The following is a 25,495-nucleotide window of genomic DNA, read 5'->3' on the forward strand; positions in this document are numbered from 1 at the left end:
CCCGAGGCTGTCCCGAAGATGTTGATCCTGCGCGGCGCTCCTGCCCTTTCCGCCTTTCGCCACAGCAAGCTCCTTGAGCAACTGAGCCAGAAGGTTCCGGCTGTCAGCGGCCTGTATGCTGAATTCGCTCACTTCGCCGAAGTTACCGGCGTCCTGACCGGCGACGAACAGCAGGTGCTCGCGCGCCTTCTGAAGTACGGTCCAAGCGTTCCGGTACAAGAACCGACCGGTCGTCTGTTTCTGGTGCTGCCGCGTTTCGGCACCATCTCGCCGTGGTCGAGCAAGGCCAGCGACATCGCCCGCAACTGCGGCCTGGCGAAAATCCAGCGCCTGGAGCGCGGCATCGCGTTCTACGTGGCCGGCCAGTTCAGCGACGCTGAAGCCCGGTTGATCGCTGACGGTCTGCACGACCGCATGACCCAGATCGTGCTGGGCAACCTCGAACAGGCTGCCGGCCTGTTCAGCCACGCCGAACCGAAACCCCTGACCGCCATCGACGTGCTGGGTGGCGGCCGCGCCGCGCTGGAAAAAGCCAACACCGAGCTGGGCCTGGCCCTGGCCGAAGACGAGATCGACTACCTGGTCAACGCCTTCGTCGGCTTGAAGCGCAACCCGCATGACATCGAACTGATGATGTTCGCCCAGGCGAACTCCGAGCACTGCCGTCACAAGATCTTCAACGCCAGTTGGGACATTGACGGAGAGAGCCAGGAAAAAAGCCTGTTTGGCATGATCAAGAACACCTACCAGATGCACAACGAAGGTGTCCTGTCGGCTTATAAGGACAACGCTTCGGTGATCGTCGGCTCCGTGGCCGGTCGTTTCTTCCCGGACCCTGAAACCCGTCAGTACGGCGCGGTGCAGGAACCGGTGCACATCCTGATGAAGGTCGAGACCCACAACCACCCGACCGCGATTGCCCCGTTCCCGGGCGCATCCACCGGTTCCGGTGGCGAGATCCGCGACGAAGGCGCGACGGGTCGTGGCGCCAAACCAAAGGCCGGCCTGACCGGTTTCACCGTGTCCAACTTGCAGATCCCGGGCTTCGAACAGCCATGGGAAGTGCCGTACGGCAAGCCTGAGCGCATCGTTACCGCGCTGGACATCATGATCGAAGGCCCATTGGGCGGCGCCGCGTTCAACAACGAATTCGGCCGTCCAGCGCTGACCGGCTACTTCCGTACCTTCGAACAGTCGATCACCACCCCGCACGGTGACGAAGTTCGCGGCTACCACAAGCCGATCATGCTGGCAGGCGGCATGGGCAACATCCGCGAAGAACACGTCAAGAAAGGTGAAATCGTCGTTGGCTCCAAGCTGATCGTGCTCGGCGGCCCGGCGATGCTGATCGGCCTGGGCGGCGGCGCGGCTTCCTCCATGGCCACCGGCACCAGCTCGGCAGACCTGGACTTCGCTTCGGTTCAGCGCGAAAACCCGGAAATGGAACGCCGCTGCCAGGAAGTCATCGACCGTTGCTGGCAACTGGGCGAAAAGAACCCGATCAGCTTCATCCACGACGTGGGTGCGGGCGGTCTGTCCAACGCCTTCCCGGAACTGGTGAACGACGGCGACCGCGGTGGCCGTTTCGAACTGCGCAACATTCCGAACGACGAGCCGGGCATGGCCCCGCACGAAATCTGGTCCAACGAATCCCAGGAACGCTACGTTCTGGCGGTCGGCCCGGCTGACTTCGAGCGTTTCAAAGCGATCTGCGAACGTGAGCGTTGCCCGTTTGCCGTGGTCGGCGAAGCCACTGCCGAGCCGCAGCTGACCGTCACCGACAGCCACTTCGGCAACAGCCCGGTGGACATGCCACTGGAAGTGTTGCTGGGCAAGGCGCCGCGCATGCACCGTTCGGTGGTGCGTGAAGCCGAGCTGGGCGACGACTTCGATCCGTCGAACCTGAACATTGCCGACTGCGTCGAGCGCGTCCTGCATCACCCGGCCGTGGCCAGCAAGAGCTTCCTGATCACCATCGGCGACCGCACCATCACCGGCCTCGTGGCCCGTGACCAGATGGTCGGACCGTGGCAGGTTCCGGTGGCCGACGTTGCCGTCACCGCCACCAGCTTCGACGTCTACACCGGTGAAGCCATGGCCATGGGCGAGCGGACTCCGCTGGCACTGCTGGACGCTCCGGCGTCGGGCCGCATGGCCATCGGCGAAACCCTGACCAACATCGCGGCCTCGCGCATCGGCAAGATCTCCGACATCAAGCTCTCGGCGAACTGGATGTCCGCTGCCGGTCACCCGGGCGAAGACGCGCGTCTGTACGACACCGTGAAAGCGGTCGGCATGGAACTGTGCCCTGAGCTGGGCATCACCATTCCGGTGGGCAAGGACTCGATGTCCATGGCCACGCGCTGGAACGATGAAGGCGTGGACAAGTCCGTCACGTCGCCGATGTCCCTGATCGTGACCGGTTTCGCGCCAGTGACTGACATCCGTCAGACCCTGACCCCGCAACTGCGCATGGACAAGGGCACCACCGACCTGATCCTGATCGACCTGGGCCGCGGCCAGAACCGCATGGGCGCCTCGATCCTCGCGCAGGTCCACGGCAAGCTCGGCAAGCAGGCGCCGGACGTCGACGACGCCGAGGACCTCAAAGCGTTCTTCGCCGTGATCCAAGGCCTCAACGCCGACGGTCACCTGCTGGCTTACCACGACCGTTCCGATGGTGGTCTGCTGACCTCCGTCGTCGAGATGGCGTTCGCCGGTCACTGCGGCCTGAGCCTGAACCTCGACGGTCTGGCAGAAACCTCCGCCGACATCGCCGCCATCCTGTTCAACGAAGAACTGGGTGCCGTGATCCAGGTTCGCCAGGACGCCACCCCGGACATCCTCGCGCAGTTCAGCGCTGCCGGTTTGGGTGATTGCGTGTCGGTGATCGGTCAGCCGATGAACAACGGCGAGATCAGCATCACCTTCAACGGTGACACCGTGTTCGAAGGCCAGCGTCGTCTGCTGCAACGCCAGTGGGCCGAGACCAGCTACCAGATCCAGCGCCTGCGTGACAACGCCGACTGCGCCGAGCAAGAGTTCGACGTGCTGCTGGAAGAAGACAACCCGGGCCTGAGCGTCAAGCTGAGCTACGACATCAACCAGGACATCGCCGCGCCTTACATCAAGAAAGGCATCCGCCCACAGGTTGCCGTGCTGCGCGAGCAGGGCGTCAACGGTCAGGTGGAAATGGCGGCGGCGTTCGACCGCGCCGGTTTCAACGCGATCGACGTGCACATGAGCGATATCCTGGCCGGCCGTGTCGACCTGAACGAGTTCAAGGGCATGGTCGCTTGCGGTGGCTTCTCCTACGGCGACGTATTGGGTGCCGGTGAAGGCTGGGCGAAATCCGCGCTGTTCAACAGCCGCGCCCGCGATGCGTTCCAGGGCTTCTTCGAGCGCAGCGACAGCTTCACCCTCGGCGTGTGCAACGGTTGCCAGATGATGTCCAACCTGCACGAGCTGATCCCGGGCAGCGAGTTCTGGCCGCACTTCGTGCGTAACCGTTCCGAGCAGTTCGAAGCCCGTGTTGCCATGGTGCAGATCCAGGAGTCGAACTCGATCTTCCTGCAGGGCATGGCCGGTTCGCGCATGCCTATCGCCATCGCCCACGGCGAAGGTCATGCCGAGTTCGCCAGCGAAGAAGCACTGCTTGAAGCCGATCTGTCCGGTTGTGTGGCGATGCGTTTCGTCGACAACCACGGCAAGGTCACCGAAAGCTACCCGGCCAACCCGAACGGCTCGCCGCGCGGGATCACCGGTTTGACCAGCCGCGACGGCCGCGTGACCATCATGATGCCGCACCCGGAGCGTGTGTTCCGCGCCGTGCAGAACTCGTGGCGCTCGGATGACTGGAACGAAGATGCACCGTTGATGCGCATGTTCCGTAATGCTCGCGTGTGGGTGAACTAAGCGCCGTGTACAAGCTCAGCTTCTTTGTTCCCGACAGTCATGTCGACATGGTCAAAAGTGCCGTATTCGCCGCCGGTGGCGGACGGATCGGTGCTTACGACCACTGTGCATGGCAAGTGTTGGGTCTGGGCCAGTTTCGTCCACTGGACGGCAGTCAGCCGTTCATTGGCGAGACAGGGCAGGTCGAACAGGTTGAGGAATGGAAGGTCGAGCTGGTAGTGGCTGATGAGTTGATTCGCTCGGTGGTGGCGGCTCTGAAACAGAGCCACCCCTACGAGACACCGGCTTATGAAGTGTGGCGGCTGGAGGGTTTCTGATCCCCCACTGCCGAAATGAAAAAACACTGTAGGAGCTGCCGAAGGCTGCGATCTTTTGATTTTGATCTTAAAAACAGAATCAAAAGATCGCAGCCTTCGGCAGCTCCTACAATGTGTACGTCGTCGATTAAACCTTGGCACTGACCTCGCTGCGATTGACCAGCGCTTCCAGCGCATCACTCAAACTCGGCGCTTTGTCGCCGATCAACAGGTGCCAGATCCCGCCCTCCAGCTGACTCACACCCTGGCAACCCAGCGCTTTCAAATCACACTCCGACAACGCCTTGCCATTGGCCAGTTGCAGGCGGATGCGCGTCATGGCGATGCAGTCGAGTTGCAGCACATTGTCGCCACCTCCCAGCGCATTGAGCCATTGCTGCGCCTCGGGTGTTGCCACGGCGGCGGGTGGAGGCGCGTCGATTTCTGCTGCTGGCGACGACACCATGGCACGCCCCAGCGCCGGCATCGCCAGGCGAATTTCGTCGGCAATCGCATCGGCCATCGGCCCCACCACTACCTGCAAACTCCCGCCCTTGCCCGGACGCACCACGGCCATGGCGCCGAGCGCCTTCAGGTCGGTATCCGAGGCCTTGTTGCGATCCACCATGTCCAGGCGCAACCGCGTGGTGCAGGCGCCGACGGTGATCAGGTTCTCCGCGCCGCCCAAGGCCTTGATGTAAGCCCCGGCGCGTTCATTGTCGGCCAGCGCTGCCTGCGGGGCGGCAGCGCTGGTTTCGCGTCCCGGTGTCTTCAGGTCGAAACGGCGGATGCAGTAATCGAACACCACGTAATAGATCACGGCATACGCCAGGCCCACCGGGAACACCAGCCAGCCGTTGGTGGACTTGCCCCAGCCCAGCACCATGTCGATGAAGCCACCGGAGAACGTGAAGCCCAGGTGAATGTTCAGCGCATTGGTGATGGCCATCGACAGGCCGGTCAGCAACGCATGCAGCAGAAACAGCAGCGGCGCGAGGAACATGAAGGCGAACTCGATCGGCTCGGTCACGCCGGTCAGGAACGCGGTCAGGGCCATCGACAGGAAAATCCCGCCCATCACCTTGCGCCGTTCCGGCAGGGCGTTGCGGTACATCGCCAGGCACGCGGCGGGCAGGCCGAAGATCATCACCGGGAACATGCCGGTCATGAACTGGCCACCTTTCGGGTCGCCGGCGAAGTAGCGCGACAGGTCGCCGGTGACTAGCGCACCGGTGGTGGGGTCGGTGAAATTGCCGAACACGAACCACGCCATGTTATTGAGGATATGGTGCAGGCCGGTGACGATCAGCAAGCGGTTGAACACGCCGAAGACGAACGCACCAATGCTGCCACTCTCCATCATCAGCGTGCCGAAGCTGTTGATGCCGTGCTGGATCGGCGGCCAGATATAGCCGAACACCACGCCCAGGCCCACGGCGGCGAACCCGGTGACAATCGGCACGAATCGTCGGCCACCGAAGAACGCCAGGTATTCCGGCAGCTTGATGTCCTTGAAGCGGTTGTACAGCGCGCCGGCCATCAGGCCGCTGACGATCCCGGCGAGCATGCCCATGTTGATGCTCGGGTCGAGCACCTTGAGGGTGGCGATCATCACCAGGTAACCGATCACCCCGGCAAGTCCCGCCGTACCGTTGTTGTCCTTGGCGAAACCGACCGCGATGCCGATGGCGAAGATCATCGCCAGGTTGGCAAAGATCACCTGGCCGGCGTCATGGATGATCGCGATGTTCAGCAGGTCGGTGTCACCCAGGCGCAGCAGCAGGCCGGCAATCGGCAGGATCGCGATCGGCAGCATCAGCGCACGGCCGAGGCGTTGCAGGCCTTCAATGAAAAGTTGGTACATGACGGATCTCCCTGGATTTTTGTTCTTCTTTTGTAAAGAGCTAGCTCAGAGGCCAGTGCTGGTGGCAGGCATGACGCACGGCGCTGGCGCTGCTCAGCTTGAGCAGGCCCTGGCTGATGCGCCGGCATTCGCTGGCGTCGAGATGACGCACGCGGTCCTTGATTTCTCCGATCTGTACCGGGCTCACCGACAGCTCGCTGACCCCCAGGCCGATCAACACCGGCGTGGCCAGCGGATCGGACGCCAGTGCACCGCAGACACCGACCCAACGCTTGTGCTGCGCCGCACCGGCGCAGGTCTGTGCGATCAACCGCAGCAGGGCCGGGTGCAGCGCATCGACGCGCGCGGCGAGCCCGGCATGGTCGCGGTCCATGGCCAGGGTGTATTGCGACAGGTCATTGGTGCCGATGGACAGGAAGTCCGCGTGTTCGGCCAGTTGCTCGGCCAGCAGCGCGGCGGCCGGCACTTCAATCATCACCCCCAGCTCCGGGCGCTGCGCCAGACCCAGTTCGGTACACAAGGCGTCGAGGCGCTGGCGGATGTGCAGCAGTTCATCGACCTCAGTGATCATCGGCAGCAGGATCCGGCAGCGTGACAACGGGCTCAGGTGCAGCAGCGCGCGAAGTTGCTGGTCGAGCAGTTCCGGGCGGACCTGGGCCAGGCGAATGCCGCGCAGGCCGAGCACCGGGTTGGCCTCGGCGGGCAGTGGCAGGTAGTCGAGTTGTTTGTCGCCACCGACGTCGATGGTACGGATGATCACTGACTTGTCGCCCATGGCATCGAGCACGGCTTGATAGGCGTGATGTTGTTCCTGTTCGTCCGGGGCGGTGTGGCGGTCGACGAAGAGAAATTCGGTGCGCAGCAAACCGACGCCGTCGGCGCCATTGGCCAATGCGTCTGCCGCTTCCGTGCTGGACGCCACGTTGGCGGCGACTTCGATGTGCAGGCCATCGGTGGTCAGCGCCGGTGTGTGCGCCTGGGCCTGTTGTTCGGCCCGGCGTTGTTGCTGTTGCTGTAGCAGCTGGCGCACCTCGGCCAGGCGCTGTGTGCCGGGTATCAGTTCGAGGCGGCCGCCGTCGGCGTCCAGCACCACCGGTTGCCCCTGTCGCTGATCGAGCAGCGTCGAGCCCAGTGCGACCATGCACGGCAGGCCTTTGCCCCGGGCCAGAATCGCTACGTGGGAGGTCGCACCGCCCTCGGCCATGCACAGCCCGGCGACGCCTTGCTGGCTCAGTTGCAGCAAATCGGAAGGCGTCAGTTCATGGGCCGCGACGATGGCGCCGGCCGGCACGTCGTAATGCCAGGTATCGCCGAGCAATACGCGCAGCACCCGTTGCTTGAGGTCGCGCAGGTCGTTGGCGCGTTCGGCGAGCAATGTGCTGCCGGTTTGCTGGAGCATTTCGCATTGCGCGTCGATGGTCTGGCTCCATGCGTGGGTCGCGGCCGTGCCCTGGTCGACGGATTGATTGGCAGTGTCGAGCAAGGCCGGATCTTCGAGCAGCGCCAGGTGCGCGGCGAAAATGGCCTCTTCAGCGCTGTCCTTGTGTTTTTTTGCCTGGGCCAGGGTGTGGTCGATTTCGCTGCGCACCTGGCTCAGTGCCGCGTCCAGAACCTGGCGTTGCTGTTGCGGATCATGATCGCCGGCGTCCACTGGCAGGCTGATCGCATTCAGGCGAAACAGCGGCCCGCCGACCAGGCCCGGCGCAGCACAGACGCCGTGCAACACACCGGCTTCGACGGGGCGATTGCGTTGGGCGATCGTCGGTGGCGCGGCGGCGTGACTGTCTTCGGCCAGGGCTGTGGATAACGCGGTGAGCAAGGCTTGCAATGCGGCTTCGGCGTCCGGGCCCTGGCAACTGACCTGGACTTCTGCCTGCTCGCCGATGGCCAGCCCCATCAGGCCGATCAGGCTGTCGCAGGTGGCCGACTTGCCGGCGAAGTGCAGCTGCGATTTGCTTTTGAAACCTTGTGCGGTCTGACGGATCAACGCCGCCGGCCGCGCGTGCAGGCCGCCACGGTGAGCAATGCGTACGTGGCCGACAATCTCTGCGCCGGCGAACTCGACATCGACCTCTGCGGTCGATGTCTGTCGACGAATGATGTGCAGCAGCGGCTCACCGACTTTCACCGATTTGAGGGTGATGGGTCGCGCCTGAAAGTCCTGGCTGTTGGTGAGGATCAGCAGGCTGACCAGGCTTTTGCACTGTTGTGCGACCTTGTCCAGGTCGTAGCGCAGCAGGGGTTGGCCATTGGCGACGCGCGCGCCTTCCTTGACCAGCATCGAGAAGCCCTGGCCCTGCAACTCGACCGTGTCGAGGCCCAGGTGCAGGAGCAATTCCGCGCCGTTGTCGGCACGCAAGGTTAGCGCGTGACCGGTGCGCGCGACATGCACCACCACACCCGCGCAGGGGGCGTGGAGCGTGTCGTTGAGCGGATCGATGGCGATGCCGTCGCCCATGGCGCCGCTGGCAAACACTGGATCCGGGACTTTGGCGAGCGTGAGCACCGGGCCGCTGAGCGGGGCGCTTAAAGTCAGCTCTTTATTGTTGTTATGCATGGCTCGGTCTCATCAAATAAAGGTTCGCTTCGCACGCTTGTGTAGGAGCTGCCGCAGGCTGCGATCTGTTGATCTTCAAAATCAAAAGATCGCAGCCTGCGGCAGCTCCTACACAGGGGGCGCCGGTCATCAGTGGGTGCGGGTGACTTTGCTCAAGTGCCGCGGCTGGTCCGGGTCCATGCCGCGGGCCACGGCCAGGCCGGCGGCCATCACGTAGAAACTCTGGATCGCCAGGATCGGGTCGAGGGCCGGGTGTTCGGCGCGGGTCAGGGTCAGGTCGCGCTCGAGCACGTCATCCGGTGCGGCCAGCAGGACACGGGCGCCGCGCTGGCGCATGTCGGCGGCCAGGCTCAACAGACCGGCCTGTTCGGCGCCCCGTGGGGCAAACACCAGCAGCGGGTAGTTGTCGCCGATCAGGGCCATCGGGCCGTGACGGACTTCGGCGCTGCTGAAGGCTTCGGCCTGGATCGCCGAGGTCTCTTTGAATTTGAGCGCTGCTTCCTGGGCGATGGCGAAACCGGCGCCCCGGCCGATCACCATCAGCCGCTGGCAATCGCGCAAGGCCTCGATGGCCGGGCTCCAGTCCTGCTGCGAGGCATTGCGCAGGCCGTCGGGCAAGGCCAAACCGGCCTCGAGCAGTTCGGCGTCTTCCTTCCAGTGCCCGATCAACCGCGCGCTGGCGCTCAGGGTGGCGATGAAACTCTTGGTCGCGGCGACGCTGCTTTCAGTGCCGGCACACAGCGGCAGGCTGAACTCACAGGCGGCTTCCAGCGGCGAGTCTTCGGCATTGACCAGCGAAATGCTCAAGGCGCCGCGCTTGCGCAACAGGCGCAGGCTGTTGACCAGGTCCGGGCTTTGCCCCGATTGCGAGAAGGCGAATGCCACCTGGCCGCTAACCTTCAGCGGCGCCTGCTGCATGGTCACCACCGACATCGGCAACGACGCCACCGGGATGCCCAGCAGCTGCATGGTCAGGTAGGCGAAGTAACTGGCGGCGTGGTCGGAGCTGCCGCGCGCCACGGTCATGGCCACTTGCGGGGGCTGACGACGCAGGCGTCCGGCGATCTCGATCATCTGCGGGTCGAGTTGCTGCAGTTGGGCTTGCACGGCCTCGAACGAGGACAGCGCCTCTTCAAGCATTTTTGAAGTCAATGTCTTCTCCTTCGACCATGACGGCGGTCAGTTTTAGTGAGCGATCCAGCCGCACGCAGTCGGCCCAGGCCCCCGGTTGCAGGCGCCCGCGTTCGGTGAGGCCGAGGTAGTCGGCGGGGAATTGCGACAGGCGCTGGGAGGCTTCTGCGATGGGCAGGCCGATTTTCACCAGGTTGCGCAACGCCTGATCCATGGTCAGGGTGCTGCCGGCCAGGGTGCCGTCGGGCAGGCGCACGCCGCCCAGGCACTTGGTCACGGTGTGGCTGCCGAGTTTGTACTCGCCGTCGGGCATACCGGCGGCGGCGGTCGAGTCGGTGACGCAGTACAGGCACGGGATCGAGCGCAGGGCGACGCGGATGGCGCCGGGGTGCACGTGCAGCAGGTCCGGAATCAGTTCGGCGTATTTGGCGTGGGCCAGTGCCGCGCCGACGATCCCCGGCTCGCGGTGATGCAGCGGGCTCATGGCGTTGTAGAGATGGGTGAAGCTGCTGGCGCCGGCCTCCAGCGCCGCGACGCCTTCCTCGTAACTGCCCAGGGTGTGGCCGATCTGCATGCGGATGCCGCGGCGGCTGAGGTCGCGGATCAAGGCATCGTGACCGGCGATTTCCGGGGCAATGGTGATCACCCGGATCGGCGCCAGTGCAAGGTACGCTTCGACCTCGGCCATCAATGCAGTATGGGCGAAGTTGGGTTGCGCGCCGAGCTTGCCGGGGTTGATGTAGGGGCCTTCGAGGTGCACGCCGAGCACCCGCGCGCAACCTTGTGGCCGCTGCTCACAGAATTCGCCGACGGCTTCGAGCACGCTGGCGATCTCTTCGCTCGGCGCCGTCATGGTGGTGGCCAGCAGCGACGTGGTACCGAAGCGCACGTGGGTGCGGGTGATGGTTTTGAAGGCGGGCCTGCCTTCCATGATGTCTTTGCCGCCACCGCCGTGAACGTGCAGGTCGATGAAACCCGGCAGCAGATAAGGCAGGTCGTTGTCCGCCGGATCGCAAGGGACGCCTTCGATGGACACGACCTTGCCGTGGGCGTGGACCAGTCGGCCGCGAACCCAGCCGCGGGCGGTGAGGATGTTGTCTTCGGACATGTCGGGATCTCGGTTTTTAGCGACCGGCTGTTTTGTCAGCGACGCAGTTCGGCCACAAAGTCGTAGTAGTCGTTGCGGCAATAGGTGTCGGTGACTTCGATGGGCGTGTTGTCTTCCAGGTAGCCGACCCGGGTCATCAGCAGCATGGCGGTGCCGGGGGCGATGCCGACCAGCGCGGCGAACTCTTCCGAGGCGTTGATCGCCTGGATATGCTGCAAGGCGCGCACCACCGGCTTGCCGATGCCGTCGAGGAATTCGTAGAGGGAATCACCCACTGATTGCGGCTTGGGAATGATCGAGGCGGGCAGGGTGCTCATCTCGATGGCCATCACGGTGTCGTCGGCCTTGCGCAGGCGTTTGAGCCGCGCGACCTTGTCGTTGGGCGAAAGGCCGAGGCGGATCAGCTCTTCGTGGGTCGGCAGGGTGATTTCTCGCTCCAGCCATTGCGAACCTGGCACGAAACCCTTGAGGCGGAGCATTTCACTGAAGCCGGACAGTCGCGATAGCGGTTGTTCGAGGCGCGGCGTGATGAAGGTGCCGGAGCCCTGGTTACGGCGGATCAGGCCTTGTTCGAACAACACTTCCAGCGCCTTGCGGGCGGTGACGCGGGAGATACCCAGGGTCTCGCTCAGATGGCGCTCCGACGGCATGGCCTGTTCGGCTTTCCACTGGCCGGCATGGATCGCCGCTTCCAGATTGCGTGCCAGTTGCAGGTACAACGGCGTGGGTTGAGTGTCGTCGGGGCGCAGGGCCTGTAGGTCGTTCATGTAGGCATTGTCCGATGCGGATATAGGATTGTTGTCGCCCGGTTGTGAGGCGAAACTAATACCACTTGAATACCATGTCAACGCGGGTGTTTTACAAGAATTGCCTGATTGTGGCCGGCTGGAGGTGTGGTGGTTTGAAGTGGTATTAGCGGTGGGCTTTAAAACGACAAAGATCGCAGCCTGCGGCAGCTCCTACAGAGCGAAATGGTATTCACCCTGTAGGAGCTGCCGCAGGCTGCGATCTTTTGATTTTATTTTTTGATGCCGACCAATGGTCGTGGGGAATTACGGACGAATCTCGATCATCGTGCCGTCCGGCACCAGGTTCCAGACTTCACGCATGTCCATGTTGCGCATGGCGATGCAGCCGTCGGTCCAGTCCAGGGTGTGGAACAGATCTTCCGGGGTGTCCTCGGTGTCCGGGGTGCCGTGGATCATGATCATGCCGCCGGGCTCGACGCCTTCACGGCGGGCGCGGGCCGAGTCGCTGATGTTCGGGTAGGAAATGTGCATCGCCAGGTTGAATTTATCACTGACCTTGCGCCAGTCGACCCAGTAGAGGCCTTCCGGGGTGCGCTTGTCGCCTTCCATCAGTTTCGGCCCCCTGGGACGCTTGCCCAGGGAAATGCGATAGGTCTTGAGCGGCTTGCCGTCATTGATCAATTGCAATTGATGGGACGACTTGAGAACCAGGATTTTCTCGATGACTTTGCCGTCCAGGGGTTCCAGGGCAGAAGCCTGGGACACCGCGACGAAAGACAAACAGAACAGGGCAAGCAACCAGCGCATTGAAACGATTCCCCAGGAGGTGTCGCGACTATTCATTTATAGATGTTTTATGTAGGAGCTGCCGAAGGCTCAAGCCGCGTTCGGACGATTCTTCAGTCGCTACCAATGATACCAATATGGCATCAGATAATGGCAGGCTGAGCAAGCGGCGGAATCGATTCAGACCGTACGGGATAGATCTCGGTCCGCCGGTCAGCGAAGAAGCATTCTAAGGTACGGCCCACCGTGCGGAAAGCCAGCTCATCCCAAGGAATGTCCGCTTCGTCGAATAGTTGCACTTCCAGGCTCTCGGGGCCGGCAGAAAAATCCAGATCGGCCAGCTCGGCACGGAAGAACACATGCACCTGGCTGATGTGCGGCACATCGATCAGGGTATAGATGCTCAGGTTGCGCACTCGGGCGCAGGCTTCCTCGGCGGTTTCGCGAATGGCGGCCTGTTCGATGGTCTCACCGTTCTCCATGAAACCGGCGGGCAGGGTCCAGTAGCCGCGGCGCGGCTCGATGGCTCGCCGGCACAGCAACACCTTGCTGCCCCAGGTCGCCACGCAGCCGGCGACGATATTGGGGTTCTGGTAGTGGATGGCCTGACAGCTGTCGCAGACAAAACGCAGGCGTGAATCGCCCTCGGGAATGCGCTGGGTCACCGGGTTACCGCACTGGCTGCAAAATTTCATGCTGGGGTTCCTGAATGCTGCGCCTATCTTGGCGTGCTGCGGTGCCGGTCGGCAAGTTGTCGTTTCGCGACATGGGGCGGTTGCGGGGCTTGGGCGACCGCAGCGATTGGTGCATGATGCCGGGTAAGGCACAAATCGAGAACACTCATGCTGGACGAGCTACTGCATCGGGTTAGTAACCACACTCCACGCACGCTGGAGACCGATCGTCGTTTTCCCGAGGCCGCAGTGCTGGTGCCCATCACCCGCAGTGACAAGCCCGAACTGGTGCTGACCCTGCGTGCCAGCGGCCTGTCGACCCATGGCGGCGAAGTCGCCTTCCCCGGTGGTCGCCGCGACCCCGAAGACTCTGACCTGATTTTCACCGCCCTGCGTGAAGCCGAAGAAGAAATCGGCCTGCCGCCGGGGCTGGTCGAGGTGATCGGCCCGCTCAGCCCGCTGATCAGCCTGCATGGCATCATGGTCACGCCCTATGTTGGGGTGATCCCGGATTTTGTCGAATACCGGGCCAACGATGCCGAGATCGCCGCGGTGTTCAGCGTGCCTCTGGAATTCTTCCGCAAAGACCCTCGTGAACATACCCATCGCATCGACTATCAGGGCCGCAGCTGGTACGTGCCGAGCTATCGCTTTGGCGAATACAAGATCTGGGGGCTGACGGCGATCATGATCGTCGAGTTGATCAACCTGCTGTATGACGCCAAAATCAGCCTGCATCAACCTCCCAAAAGCTTTATCAATACCTGAAGCCATCGTTCGAATGGCACTGCCCGAGCCCTGAGGAATACAACAATGAAATACCGCCTGGGCGACGCCCGTGTCGAAACCCATCCACAGAGCTGGGTCGCCCCCAATGCCGTGCTGGTGGGCAAGGTCAAGCTGGAGGAGGGCGCCAACGTCTGGTTCAACGCCGTGCTGCGTGGCGACAACGAGTTGATCCTGATCGGCAAGAACAGCAACGTCCAGGACGGCACCGTGATGCACACCGACATGGGCTATCCGCTGACCATCGGTACCGGCGTGACCATCGGCCACAACGCCATGCTCCACGGCTGCACCGTCGGCGACAACAGCCTGATTGGCATTAACGCGGTGATTCTCAATGGCGCGAAGATCGGCAAGAACTGCATCATCGGCGCCAATTCGCTGATCGGCGAAGGCAAGGAGATCCCGGACGGATCGCTGGTCATGGGGTCGCCCGGCAAAGTGGTGCGCGAATTGACCGAACCGCAAATCAAGATGCTGGAAGCCAGCGCTGCCCACTATGTGCACAACTCGCAGCGTTATGCCCGCGATCTGGTCGAGCAGGAGGAATGAGCACCCCAGAACGCCCGGTGGCATCGCCCTGCGTGAGCATTTGTGCGCTGGATGACGATGATATCTGCACCGGTTGCCAGCGTACGGTTGAGGAAATCACCCGCTGGAGCCGCATGACCAACGACGAACGGCGCAAGGTGCTGGGGTTGTGTCATGAGCGGGCCAAGGCCAGTGGGCTGGTGTGGATGATTGGCAAGACACCTGGTCGATAATTGAAGATCAAAAGATCGCAGCCTGCGGCAGCTCCTACATGGAATGCGATCCCCTGTAGGAGCTGCCGCAGGCTGCGATCTTTTGATTTTGCGTTTGGCGAAGTAACCTGTGCGCCAAATTGACAGGTACTCCCATGCTCTTCCTGATCACCTACATCAGCAGCGTCGTGCTGATCAACTTCGCCTTCTCCACTGCCCCCCACCTGGACATCATCTGGTCGGCTTGGGGCGGGCTGGTGTTTATCCTGCGCGACATGGTGCAAACCCGCTTCGGACATGGCGCCCTCGTGGCGATGCTGGTGGCGCTGGTGTTGTCCTACGCCACCTCCGATCCGTCCATCGCCCTGGCCAGCGCCACGGCGTTCGCGGTTTCCGAGTGCATCGACTGGCTGGTGTTCAGCATCACCCGGCGCCCGCTGCATGATCGCCTGTGGATAAGTTCGGCCCTGAGCATTCCCCTCGATACCTTTATCTTTTTCGGCATGATCGACGCCCTGACACCGGGGGTGATCCTCACCGCCCTGGGCTCGAAATTCGCCGGGGTCACCGCCGTGTGGCTGATCATGGCCTGGCGCCTGCGCAAACAGGCTGTCGTCAGCTGAAGTTCATGTAAAATGCCGCGCTTTCTCCCCATGGGAAGCGTGCTTCCCTCGATGATCCGCTTCTTGAGGACCTTCAGATGACCCGTATCGGAACTCCATTGTCGCCCACCGCGACCCGCGTATTGATGTGTGGCTGTGGCGAGTTGGGCAAGGAAGTGGTGATCGAGCTGCAACGCCTGGGCGTTGAGGTGATTGCCGTGGATCGGTACGCCAACGCGCCGGCCATGCAGGTGGCGCATCGCAGCCACGTGATCAACATGCTTGACGGCGCTGCCCTGCGTGCCGTGATCGAGGCCGAGAAGCCGCATTTCATCGTCCCGGAAATCGAAGCCATCGCCACCGCGACCCTGGTGGAGTTGGAAGCTGAAGGTTTCACCGTGATCCCGACCGCCCGCGCCGCGCAACTGACCATGAACCGCGAAGGCATCCGTCGCCTGGCCGCTGAAGAGCTGGACCTGCCGACCTCGCCGTACCACTTCGCCGACACCTTCGAGGACTACAGCAAAGCCGTCGAAGACCTCGGTTTCCCGTGCGTGGTCAAGCCGGTCATGAGTTCCTCGGGTAAGGGCCAGAGCCTGCTGCGCAGCGTCGATGACGTGCAGAAAGCCTGGGATTACGCCCAGGAAGGTGGCCGCGCCGGTAAAGGTCGGGTGATCATCGAAGGCTTCATCGATTTCGATTACGAAATCACCCTGCTGACCGTGCGTCACGTTGGCGGCACTACGTTCTGCGCGCCGGTCGGTCACCGTCAGGAGAAGGGCGATTACCAGGAATCCTGGCAGCCGCAGGCCATGAGCCCGATTGCCCTGGCTGAATCCGAACGTGTTGCCAAAGCCGTGACCGAAGCCCTGGGTGGCCGTGGTCTGTTCGGCGTCGAGTTGTTCATCAAGGGTGATCAGGTGTGGTTCAGCGAAGTCTCGCCGCGCCCGCACGACACCGGCCTGGTCACGCTGATCTCTCAGGATCTGTCGCAGTTTGCCCTGCATGCACGGGCCATTCTCGGCCTGCCGATCCCGTTGATCCGTCAGTTCGGGCCATCGGCTTCGGCGGTGATCCTGGTGGAAGGGCAGTCGACCCAGACCGCTTTCGCCAACCTGGGCGCCGCCTTGAGCGAGCCGGATACCGCGCTGCGCCTGTTCGGCAAGCCTGAAGTCAACGGCCAGCGCCGCATGGGCGTGGCCCTGGCGCGCGACGAGTCGATCGAAGCCGCCCGCGCCAAGGCGACCCGTGCTTCGCAGGCGGTTGTCGTAGAGTTGTAAACCCCCGTAACTCTGTGGGAGCGGGCTTGCTCGCGAAAGCGGTGTGTCAGTCAACATTAATGTATCTGACACACCGCTTTCGCGAGCAAGCCCGCTCCCACAGGTTCGGTGTTCAGTCTCTATAATTTGGGGGTGCCCAAGACCCTTCATCCAAGCTCCAGGCCTGTACCCATGAATTCCCAAAGCATCATCGTCCCGAAAATCTCCACCCTGCCGGTGCACGAGCCCCGGGCCCGGGCCGTTGTGCGCTGGCTGGTGCGCAAGAACATCATCCAGGAAGAGCTGACCACCTGTGGCCGTACTGGCAATCGCATGGCCCATGCCATCGCCGACGGTGCCCGCGCAGTGGTCCTGCACCCCGAAGCCTTACCGTTCGGCGAGTCGGTCAATGGCCTGGAGATCATTACCAAACGCTGCATCTATACGCCGGCCAAGGGTTTCCTTGAAGAAGCAGGCTGCGCCGAGTGTCGCAAGGAAGTCGGTGAAGCGCTGTTCGAAAGCCTGGAAGACTGGATGCCGGGGCGCACCGATAACTTCACCTGCCCGGAATGCGGGCATGAAGACGACATCAACGGCTTTCTGTTCCTGCAGGAATGCGGCTTCTCCAACCTCGGATTCATCTTCAACAACTGGGCCGAAGCCGGGTTCAAGCAAAGCTTTCTCGACGAATTCGCCGATTGGCTCGATCAACCGGTCAGCTGGGTCAAAGTCGAACTCTGACTGTAGGAGCTGCCGAAGGCTGCGATCTTTTGATCTTGTTTCTGAAAATCAAAGTCAAAAGATCGCAGCCTTCGGCAGCTCCTACAGGAACGTGGTGAATACCGTAGATTCGGGCATTAATTCCCGTATGTCAGTAATGCCAATAATAGTCAGAGTTTTACATTGAACCCGAGGGGGTGTCTGACTATAATGGCGCGCTTCCATTTTCCCGCTCGGGAGCCCCCGCGATGCTGCGTATCAGCCAAGAAGCTCTGACATTCGACGACATTCTCCTAGTGCCCGGTTATTCCGAGGTGCTTCCTAACGAAGTCAGTCTCAAGACCCGCCTTACCCGTGGCATCGAGCTGAATATTCCATTGGTCTCTGCTGCCATGGACACCGTCACTGAAGCCCGTCTGGCAATTGCCATGGCTCAGGAAGGTGGTATCGGCATCATCCACAAGAACATGACCATCGAGCAGCAAGCTGCCGAAGTGCGCAAGGTCAAGCGTTACGAAGCCGGTGTGGTCAAGGACCCGATCACCATCGTCGCCGACGCCACCGTGCGCGAACTGTTCGAGCTGACCCGCATGCACAACATTTCCGGCGTTCCGGTGCTGCACAATGGCGACCTGGTCGGCATTGTCACCTCCCGTGACGTGCGTTTCGAGAACCGTCTGGAAGCCACTGTCCGTGAAGTGATGACGCCTAAAGAGCGTCTGGTCACGGTCAAGGAAGGCGCCGACAAGAACGATGTGCGTGAACTGCTGCACAAGCACCGCATCGAACGCGTGCTGATCGTCGACGACAAATTCGCCCTCAAGGGCATGATGACCGTCAACGACATCGAAAAAGCCAAGGCTTACCCGCTGGCCAGCAAGGACGATCAAGGTCGTCTGCGCGTGGGTGCTGCAGTCGGTACCGGTAAAGACACTGGTGACCGCGTTGCCGCACTGGTCGCCGCCGGCGTTGACGTGGTGGTGGTCGACACCGCTCACGGTCACTCCAAAGGCGTGATCGACCGCGTTCGCTGGGTCAAGCAGAACTTCCCTGAAGTGCAGGTCATCGGCGGCAACATCGCCACTGGCGCTGCCGCCAAGGCCCTGGCCGAAGCCGGCGCTGACGCGGTCAAGGTCGGTATCGGCCCTGGCTCGATCTGCACCACCCGTATCGTCGCCGGTGTCGGCGTACCGCAAATCAGTGCCATCGCCAACGTCGCCGCTGCCCTCGAAGGCACTGGCGTGCCGTTGATCGCCGACGGCGGTATCCGTTTCTCCGGTGACCTGTCCAAGGCCATCGTAGCCGGTGCTTCCTGCGTAATGATGGGCTCGATGTTCGCCGGTACCGAAGAAGCGCCGGGCGAGATCGAACTGTTCCAGGGCCGTTCGTACAAGGCTTATCGCGGCATGGGTTCGCTGGGCGCCATGTCCCAGGCCCAGGGTTCCTCCGACCGTTACTTCCAGGACTCCTCGGCAGGCGCCGAGAAGCTCGTTCCGGAAGGCATCGAAGGGCGTGTTCCGTACAAGGGCACCCTGAGCGCGATCATCCACCAGTTGATGGGCGGCCTGCGCTCCTCGATGGGCTACACCGGTAGCGCTAACATCGAAGAGATGCGCACCAAGCCCGAGTTCGTGCGGATCACCGGCGCCGGCATGGCCGAATCCCACGTTCACGACGTGCAGATCACCAAGGAAGCGCCAAACTACCGTGTAGGTTGAGCCTTCCAGCAAAAAGTTAACGACCGGGGCTGTTTTATTCAGCCCCGAGTTGTTTCTGAATCACGACTGTTTCCGAATTTTTTAGACGAGACTGAATCATGGCCCTCGACATTCACGCTCACCGCATCCTGATCCTCGACTTCGGTTCCCAGTACACCCAGCTGATCGCCCGCCGCGTGCGTGAAATCGGCGTGTACTGCGAACTGCACCCGTTCGACATGGACGAAGATGCGATCCGCGAATTCGCTCCTAAAGGCGTCATCCTCGCCGGTGGCCCGGAGTCGGTTCACGAAGCCAACAGCCCTCGCTGCCCGCAAGCCGTTTTCGACCTGGGCGTGCCGGTCTTCGGTATCTGCTACGGCATGCAGACCATGGCCGAGCAACTGGGCGGCAAGGTTGAAGGTTCCGAGCTGCGTGAGTTCGGTTACGCCCGCGTAGACGTGGTCGGCAAAAGCCGCCTGCTCGACGGCATCGAAGACCACATCGACGCCGACGGCCTGTTCGGCCTCGACGTATGGATGAGCCACGGTGACAAGGTCACCCGGATGCCGGAAGACTTCCACATCCTGGCCAGCACCCCGAGCTGCCCGATCGCCGGCATGTTCAGCGACGAGCGTCGCTACTACGGCGTGCAGTTTCACCCGGAAGTGACCCACACCAAGCAGGGCGGTCGCATCCTGTCGCGCTTCATCCTCGACATCTGCGAGTGTGAAGCCCTGTGGACCCCGTCGAAGATCGCTGAAGACGCCATCGCCCAGGTTCGCGCTCAGGTCGGCACCGACAACGTCCTGCTCGGCCTGTCCGGCGGTGTCGACTCGTCCGTGGTTGCCGCACTGCTGCACAAGGCCATCGGCGACCAGCTGACCTGCGTGTTCGTCGACAACGGCCTGCTGCGCCTGCACGAAGGCGAGCAAGTGATGGCCATGTTCGCCGAGAACATGGGCGTCAAAGTGATCCGCGCCAACGCTGAAGACCAGTTCCTCAACAACCTGGCCGGCGAAGCCGACCCGGAGAAGAAGCGCAAGATCATCGGCCGCACCTTCATCGACGTGTTCGATGCCGAATCCTGCAAGCTGGACAACATCAAGTACCTGGCCCAGGGCACCATCTACCCGGACGTGATCGAGTCGGCTGGCGCGAAAAGCGGCAAGGCCCACGTGATCAAGTCGCACCACAACGTGGGCGGCCTGCCGGAAGAAATGAACCTGAAACTGGTCGAGCCACTGCGCGAGCTGTTCAAGGACGAAGTCCGTCGTCTGGGCTTGGAACTGGGCCTGCCGTACGACATGGTCTACCGTCACCCGTTCCCGGGCCCGGGCCTGGGCGTGCGCATCCTTGGTGAAGTGAAGAAGGAATACGCCGACCTGCTGCGTCGTGCCGACCACATCTTCATCGAAGAACTGCGCAAGGCCGACTGGTACCACAAGGTCAGCCAGGCCTTCGTGGTGTTCCAGCCGGTGAAATCGGTTGGCGTGGTTGGCGATGGCCGTCGTTACGCCTGGGTCGTGGCCCTGCGTGCCGTGGAAACCATCGACTTCATGACCGCACGTTGGGCACACCTGCCTTACGAACTGCTGGAAACCGTATCCGGCCGCATCATCAATGAAATCGAAGGCATCTCCCGCGTCACCTACGACGTGTCGAGCAAGCCGCCGGCGACTATTGAGTGGGAGTGATCGTGGTTGAGTCTGTGAAGCCGGGCTCAAAACGATAGCGGTAAAGGAAGCCCCCGGTCGCGAGACCGGGGGCTTTTTGCATGCATGCGTGGCAGAAACAGGCACGAATTACAGAGGCAGACGTCCTTCGAGGTCCATGCCCATGCGGCTCAGGGCCCAGGACAGTTCGACGATACTGGCGTATGGCACCTGATGCACATCAGTCCATGTCGGACGATTGATCAGGTATTTGCCGTCAACCGTAAGCTCGACCAGTGTTCGCGCAATATGGCGGTCTCTGCCGCGATGAATCAACGTCCAGGTTCCATCGACCTTTTCGAAGGTGAACATGCCTTGCCGGAACAACAGCCGATTGAGTTCCGCCGGTGTTCGCTCGAGCAGCGGTAGCGGCATCTGCAGGCTCAGGTCGGCGTACAACGTATCGTATTCGCCACTGACATGGTCCGGTTGCGTGGTGAAGCCCCGTCCCACTTCGATGCCCCGGTCTGTCTCGATCAGCAGGCGTTTTTCGGGCAACACTTCTTCGATACGCAAGCCGATACCGCCCTGTATTTCACTGATGCCGGCCATACCGCGAAAGGTATTGATGTTTTCCTGATCGGTCAGTACCACCCATTTACTTGCGCCATTGAGGGATTCGTTGGCCTGCATGATCGTGTGGGTGAGGTAGTTCTTTATGGCTTGCTCATGCATGTCGGGAAGTGACGAGGCGGGATAGCGATAGCTCGCCAGACAGTCCGTTGCCTGAACCCGAATGCCGTTGAGTCGCGCAGCCCTGACCACTTCAAGCGGCGTATACCGTCCTGACGGGTCGCTTTGCAGTTGTTGCAGCGTTTCCTCCAGGTCATCGGACATTTCCCCGGTGCTGAAGAAGGTGTTCAAGTCCAGCTGACTGAAATCGTTGAGCAGGCGATGGAAATACAGTGTTTTGACCCCCTGTCTGGCGAGTGTCGGCATGTTCTCGATGAGAAAACGCATACTGGCAATGCGGTCTTGACTCTCACCGATGACCAGGCCATTTGCTGCATCCAGCGCCTGCTCGACCAGTTCTGTGGCGGTGGTCGAGGGCGTGACGGCGGGGATGGCCGGGCGGGTAGGCAGGGAAGTGGAGAAGTCGCTGCGGGCAAAGAAGCTTCGAGCGTCCCGTGACAACTCGGCACGAGGGGCGGCGACGTATTCGTCGTAGGTGGTTATCCCTTTCATTGTGCCGTCGGGCAAACGGCTGACTTTGACATGGGTCTCCGGTTTGCCCATCGCCAGCTTCCTGAGGCTGTATCTGGCAGGTGCGTCGTATTTTGTGGCGGGTTTGCGCAGCGTGATTTGCGGCTGGGGTTGAGCGACCCCTGGCGACATTCCTTTCAGATTGTTGCCGCCACCCTTCAGGCCGGCCCGTGGTGCCAGCTCCCACTCACCTTGAGCGTTCAGGCGTACCGGCAATGAGCCTGAAAACGCGTTCGGGTTTTCAGGATCGATAATGGCCCACGTGCCGACACCGTTGGCGTCGGCCTCATAGCGTACGTACCAGGCCGCATCGTTGAGCATGATGGCTGTCGATGGATTGCCGTCGAGTCGATAGATACCCTGGAATTTCCCGGGCGTTGTTTCGGGTGTTACCCCTTCCAGCAATTCGTTGGCTTGCCAGTGCTGGGGTATGCTCGGCCGCTGGATTTCAGGTCGTACTCGGGCAAGCTCCTCGAGTACCGATGCCGCACCCTCGGCCTCTCCAGCCACTGGCGGCCAACCCATCGGTTGCATGCCATTTTCTGTCAGTGCCTGTTTCAGTTCCCCCAGGTTATCCACTGTCATGGAGTCATAGGCCGGTCCAAGCGGAGTATCCAGGTTGATCCTGCCACCGGGTGTCATTCTGATCACAGTGTCGGCCATTCGGTTCTCGGCATTGCGATAGACCACCAACAGGCTGCTTCTGTAGCGCTGAAAGGTGAACATCCCCGGTTCCGGCAACAGCGTTCGCAGCTCTTGTGGCGTCCGGTAGGCCCACGGGGTTTGCATTTGTACACGCCAGTCGCCTTGGATGCTGTCTCGGATGTGGTCGAAGCCAGTGATACCGGACCCTTCCTCCTCGACAGGCGAGCCCGGATAGTCTGCATATTCCACCGCTAATCCTGGATCGGAACCAATGGGCAGTGCCTGACCCGGTGTCACGTCTTCGATTCGTACACTCAAGGTGTCAGTCTGTTCACTGATGCCTTGATAGCCTCTGAAACTCGTCATGTGTTCCTGATCGACCAAGGCAATCCATTTGGTGGGGCCCTTCAATTCTTCATTGAGTTGAATGACCTCGCTAGCAAAGTAACTCCTCGCCATTTGGCTGTCCGGATGCCGGGAAAACGAGTCTTCGTTGATGTTGTAGGTCGTTGTCATATCGATGGCCTGCACCCGCACACGCTGGGCGTTGGCAGACTTCACCAGCGCCAGCAGGTTGAATCGGCCCTCGGGATCGTTGCCGGCCCTGATGTCGAGTTTTCTCAGGTAGTTCTCCAGCTCTTCGGGCATTTCACCGGTTCTGGCAAAAGTGTCCAGATCAAGCTGATTGACGTTGGCCAGCAGTTCCTGCAAGTACAACGTCTTCACGCCGCGGCGGGCCAGGGCGGGCATGTTTTCGATCAGGAACTGCTTACTGCCGATACTGCCGCGGCTCTCGCCAACGATCAGTCCCGGTTTTTCCGCGAATGCGATATCGAGCAGTTCGGTCGATGCGTTTAACTCTCGTGCAGGGACTGGAAGGCGAGGGGGCGGGGGATTGAGCTCGTAGTAGGCGTTTGCATCGCTGATCAGTTCATTGCGTGGCTCTTCCTGATCCAGCTGGAACTCGCTCAGGGACTCGGTGAATTCGTCGATAGGGGACATCAACTCACTGTGTACATCTATGCTGCCCAAGGTCCGTAAACGTCTGTACAAATTACGCACATCGGGTCCACCGAGTGCCCAGGCCCTCATTTGCGGGTCTTCGAGGCCGGGCACATGAATGCCCGGTGTACGCGCCCATTCTTCAATGACGGGCTCGCTTGTCGTACCAGCGCTGGAAACCGGCGATACGATCATGCCGCCCCTCAGTCCCAGGCGCGGGGTGATTTCCCAGGTGCCAGCAGCATTCAAACGCACGGGGACCGAACCAGAGAATGCATGGGGGTTGGCCGGGTCGATGATGGCCCAGGTGCCACGGCCATTGATATCGGATTCATAGCGCACGTAGTACGCGCTGTCGTTGAGCTTTATCGCGGACGAAGGGTTGGAAGCAAGCTGATAGGTGCCTTGAAACTTGCCCGGTTCGTGAACCAGTGTGTCGTCGCTGAGCGATACCTTGATCTTGAAAGACTCCGGCACCTTCACCGTAGGTCCGGCATTGTCCGGTGTTTCAACGGCCACCTCGTTCGGTGCAGGTTTGGGGGCTTTGGCCGGTGGTGTTGTCTCCTTCAGCTCAGCCATTTCCTTCGCCTCGGCGGCGTCGATTTCGGGGCCGACTTCTTCCAGCGAACCGGGACCTTTGAGAACGAGCAGGTTGAACAAGATGTCGATGCCGCTGAGCACCGCGCCAATCACACCGGCCTTGCGTTCCTCGGCGGTTTTGCCGTTGACCGCCTGATCGATGTTCAACCCCATGTTGGCGATGCTGGCGCCGATCACCGGCAGTGCGACCGGCCAGCCGACGACCGCCATCGGACCGAACACTTTCACGCCGGCGCTGAGGTAACCGATCCACAGTTTTTCACGCAGATCGCCATTGGAGGTCAGTGACAGCGCGGCCTCGGCGGACATCGCGGCCTTGGTCGAGTCTCGCAGCCAACTGAAAACGTCACCGTCAACGCCCCGGTTTTCCTGATTGATCAACTGATGGTCGTACACACTCCAGCTGCCCACCAAGCGGTTCATCAGGTCCGGGAGGTTATCGGCGATGTCCTGGCGATCGGCCATGGAAAAGTGCGCCATGAATGCCTGGCGTCGCGCCTCGTCATTCATTTGCAGCAACACCCAGAAGTGCATGTCCGTTTCGGTTTCCAGCACCTTGAAGGCTTCGGCCTCTCCGGGAAGGTAGAGAATCTGCCGGCCTTTGGGCGCCTTGATGCGCACAATGTTGTTCGACAAGTAGCCGGCCACATCCAGCATTCGTAGCTGGGCATGCGTATCGGCGTATTGCGTTTGCAACATCTGCAGGCTGACCGGCCAGGTGATGGGCCCCATGACGGCCGTGACGGCGACATTGAAGTCCGCGTCACTGAGCTTTTTACGGTCGCGGGCCCGCAAGGCGTTGATGAGAAAATTGCACTTGGCCAGGGTACGGAAGTCAGCGCCGGATTCGCTCCAGAAGCTCGTCAGCCGTTCGTTGTAGACCGCGCTGAAGTCGATGTTCCAGAAGTCCGTCAGCACGTCGTTGCCGTGCAGGCGCACTTCGTTGGTTTCATTGAAAGTCCCGGTGCTCGGTCCAGCGGTATAGAAACCCGCATACACATCCAGCAGATCGGCATTGTCCTGATCGGCGGCGCGGAAGCGGTGGATCACCAGTTGGGTCAGGGTCATGGACGACGTCGGGGTGGCGTTGACATGCTCCCATCCGGAGAAGGCCTTCGAGCTGCTTTGCGACGCGTCGAAGCGGTGGAAATACACCCGGTCCGGATCGAGGCCGGTGATGCCGTACTTTTTCAGCAAGTTACCGGCGACGTCATGAGCGGTGTCTTGCAGGCTGGGGCAGGTCCTGATGATGCGGGTGGCGATGGCCTTGAGGGCGGCCTTGTCGGCTGCATTGGGCAGGGGCCGGTTTTGATTCGGATTCATACAGTCTCACTCCTTGAGAAACGAGTATTGAGCATGACCCGTTCGTTCAGAGGAGGTGTACTACATAGTTATATACATGGGTGATCCTGCGTGCGTCACTGTATCGCCCTTACTGTTTCG

General features: G+C 61.5%; 18 protein-coding genes. 10 read left to right on the forward strand and 8 right to left on the reverse strand.

Going from position 1 to position 25,495, the window contains the following annotated elements; all coding sequences use genetic code 11:
- The first annotated feature begins 18 nt into the window (after nt 1-18).
- Nucleotides 19-3,915, forward strand: coding sequence for a phosphoribosylformylglycinamidine synthase (purL, locus tag KW846_RS25295; protein ID WP_218485916.1), 3,897 nt, complete (start codon nt 19-21; stop codon nt 3,913-3,915).
- Nucleotides 3,916-3,920: 5 nt separating this feature from the next.
- Entirely contained in the window at nt 3,921-4,232 is a 312-nt protein-coding gene (locus KW846_RS25300) for a YqfO family protein (protein WP_218485985.1), read from the forward strand.
- A gap of 127 nt (nt 4,233-4,359) precedes the next feature.
- On the opposite strand, the gene nagE is transcribed toward KW846_RS25300, so the two are convergent.
- The 7 genes from nagE to KW846_RS25335 all read right to left on the reverse strand — a co-directional run bounded on the left by nagE (nt 4,360) and on the right by KW846_RS25335 (nt 13,101).
- The gene (nagE, locus tag KW846_RS25305; RefSeq protein WP_218485917.1) at nt 4,360-6,075 is read right to left on the reverse strand and encodes an N-acetylglucosamine-specific PTS transporter subunit IIBC; all 1,716 of its coding nucleotides are present in this window, start codon (nt 6,073-6,075) and stop codon (nt 4,360-4,362) included.
- Between the two features lie 40 nt (nt 6,076-6,115).
- Entirely contained in the window at nt 6,116-8,632 is a 2,517-nt protein-coding gene (ptsP, locus tag KW846_RS25310; RefSeq protein WP_218485918.1) for a phosphoenolpyruvate--protein phosphotransferase, read from the reverse strand.
- Nucleotides 8,633-8,761: 129 nt separating this feature from the next.
- Nucleotides 8,762-9,784: an SIS domain-containing protein gene (locus tag KW846_RS25315; RefSeq protein WP_218485919.1), complete on the reverse strand. Its 1,023-nt coding sequence runs from the start codon at nt 9,782-9,784 to the stop codon at nt 8,762-8,764.
- Complete coding sequence (nagA, locus tag KW846_RS25320) at nt 9,765-10,871, reverse strand: N-acetylglucosamine-6-phosphate deacetylase (RefSeq protein ID WP_218485920.1); 1,107 nt, start codon at nt 10,869-10,871, stop codon at nt 9,765-9,767. Before nagA ends, KW846_RS25315 begins: the two co-directional genes overlap by 20 nt.
- Nucleotides 10,872-10,906: 35 nt before the next feature.
- Nucleotides 10,907-11,638, reverse strand: coding sequence for a GntR family transcriptional regulator (locus KW846_RS25325; RefSeq protein WP_218485921.1), 732 nt, complete (start codon nt 11,636-11,638; stop codon nt 10,907-10,909).
- Nucleotides 11,639-11,923: 285 nt separating this feature from the next.
- Entirely contained in the window at nt 11,924-12,427 is a 504-nt protein-coding gene (locus KW846_RS25330; RefSeq protein ID WP_218485922.1) for a murein L,D-transpeptidase family protein, read from the reverse strand.
- A gap of 122 nt (nt 12,428-12,549) precedes the next feature.
- The gene (locus KW846_RS25335) at nt 12,550-13,101 is read right to left on the reverse strand and encodes an NUDIX hydrolase (protein ID WP_116581918.1); all 552 of its coding nucleotides are present in this window, start codon (nt 13,099-13,101) and stop codon (nt 12,550-12,552) included.
- Between the two features lie 147 nt (nt 13,102-13,248).
- On the opposite strand from KW846_RS25335, the gene KW846_RS25340 reads away from it, so the two are divergent.
- The 8 genes from KW846_RS25340 to guaA all read left to right on the forward strand — a co-directional run bounded on the left by KW846_RS25340 (nt 13,249) and on the right by guaA (nt 20,584).
- On the forward strand, nt 13,249-13,848 hold the full coding sequence (locus KW846_RS25340) for a CoA pyrophosphatase (RefSeq protein WP_218485923.1): 600 nt from the start codon (nt 13,249-13,251) through the stop codon (nt 13,846-13,848).
- Nucleotides 13,849-13,893: 45 nt separating this feature from the next.
- Nucleotides 13,894-14,418, forward strand: a complete 525-nt coding sequence (locus KW846_RS25345; RefSeq protein ID WP_102699098.1) for a gamma carbonic anhydrase family protein — start codon at nt 13,894-13,896, stop codon at nt 14,416-14,418.
- On the forward strand, nt 14,415-14,630 hold the full coding sequence (locus KW846_RS25350; protein WP_102699097.1) for a DUF1289 domain-containing protein: 216 nt from the start codon (nt 14,415-14,417) through the stop codon (nt 14,628-14,630). The genes KW846_RS25345 and KW846_RS25350 overlap by 4 nt, the downstream gene beginning before the upstream one ends.
- 134 nt (nt 14,631-14,764) lie before the next feature.
- Entirely contained in the window at nt 14,765-15,232 is a 468-nt protein-coding gene (locus KW846_RS25355) for a VUT family protein (RefSeq protein WP_218485924.1), read from the forward strand.
- Between the two features lie 77 nt (nt 15,233-15,309).
- On the forward strand, nt 15,310-16,491 hold the full coding sequence (purT, locus tag KW846_RS25360) for a formate-dependent phosphoribosylglycinamide formyltransferase (RefSeq protein WP_007982831.1): 1,182 nt from the start codon (nt 15,310-15,312) through the stop codon (nt 16,489-16,491).
- Between the two features lie 171 nt (nt 16,492-16,662).
- Complete coding sequence (locus KW846_RS25365; RefSeq protein ID WP_218485925.1) at nt 16,663-17,211, forward strand: sugar ABC transporter ATPase; 549 nt, start codon at nt 16,663-16,665, stop codon at nt 17,209-17,211.
- A 227-nt stretch (nt 17,212-17,438) separates the two neighbouring features.
- Complete coding sequence (guaB, locus tag KW846_RS25370) at nt 17,439-18,908, forward strand: IMP dehydrogenase (protein ID WP_102670162.1); 1,470 nt, start codon at nt 17,439-17,441, stop codon at nt 18,906-18,908.
- A gap of 98 nt (nt 18,909-19,006) precedes the next feature.
- Complete coding sequence (gene guaA / locus KW846_RS25375) at nt 19,007-20,584, forward strand: glutamine-hydrolyzing GMP synthase (protein WP_007973927.1); 1,578 nt, start codon at nt 19,007-19,009, stop codon at nt 20,582-20,584.
- A gap of 108 nt (nt 20,585-20,692) precedes the next feature.
- On the opposite strand, the gene KW846_RS25380 is transcribed toward guaA, so the two are convergent.
- A complete protein-coding gene (locus KW846_RS25380; RefSeq protein WP_218485926.1) occupies nt 20,693-25,375 on the reverse strand; it encodes a membrane-targeted effector domain-containing toxin in 4,683 nt (1,560 codons plus the stop codon).
- Nucleotides 25,376-25,495: the final 120 nt, after the last annotated feature.

It is taken from the genome of Pseudomonas sp. PDM32, assembly GCF_019219225.1.
Taxonomy (GTDB): Bacteria; Pseudomonadota; Gammaproteobacteria; order Pseudomonadales; family Pseudomonadaceae; genus Aquipseudomonas; species Aquipseudomonas laurylsulfatiphila.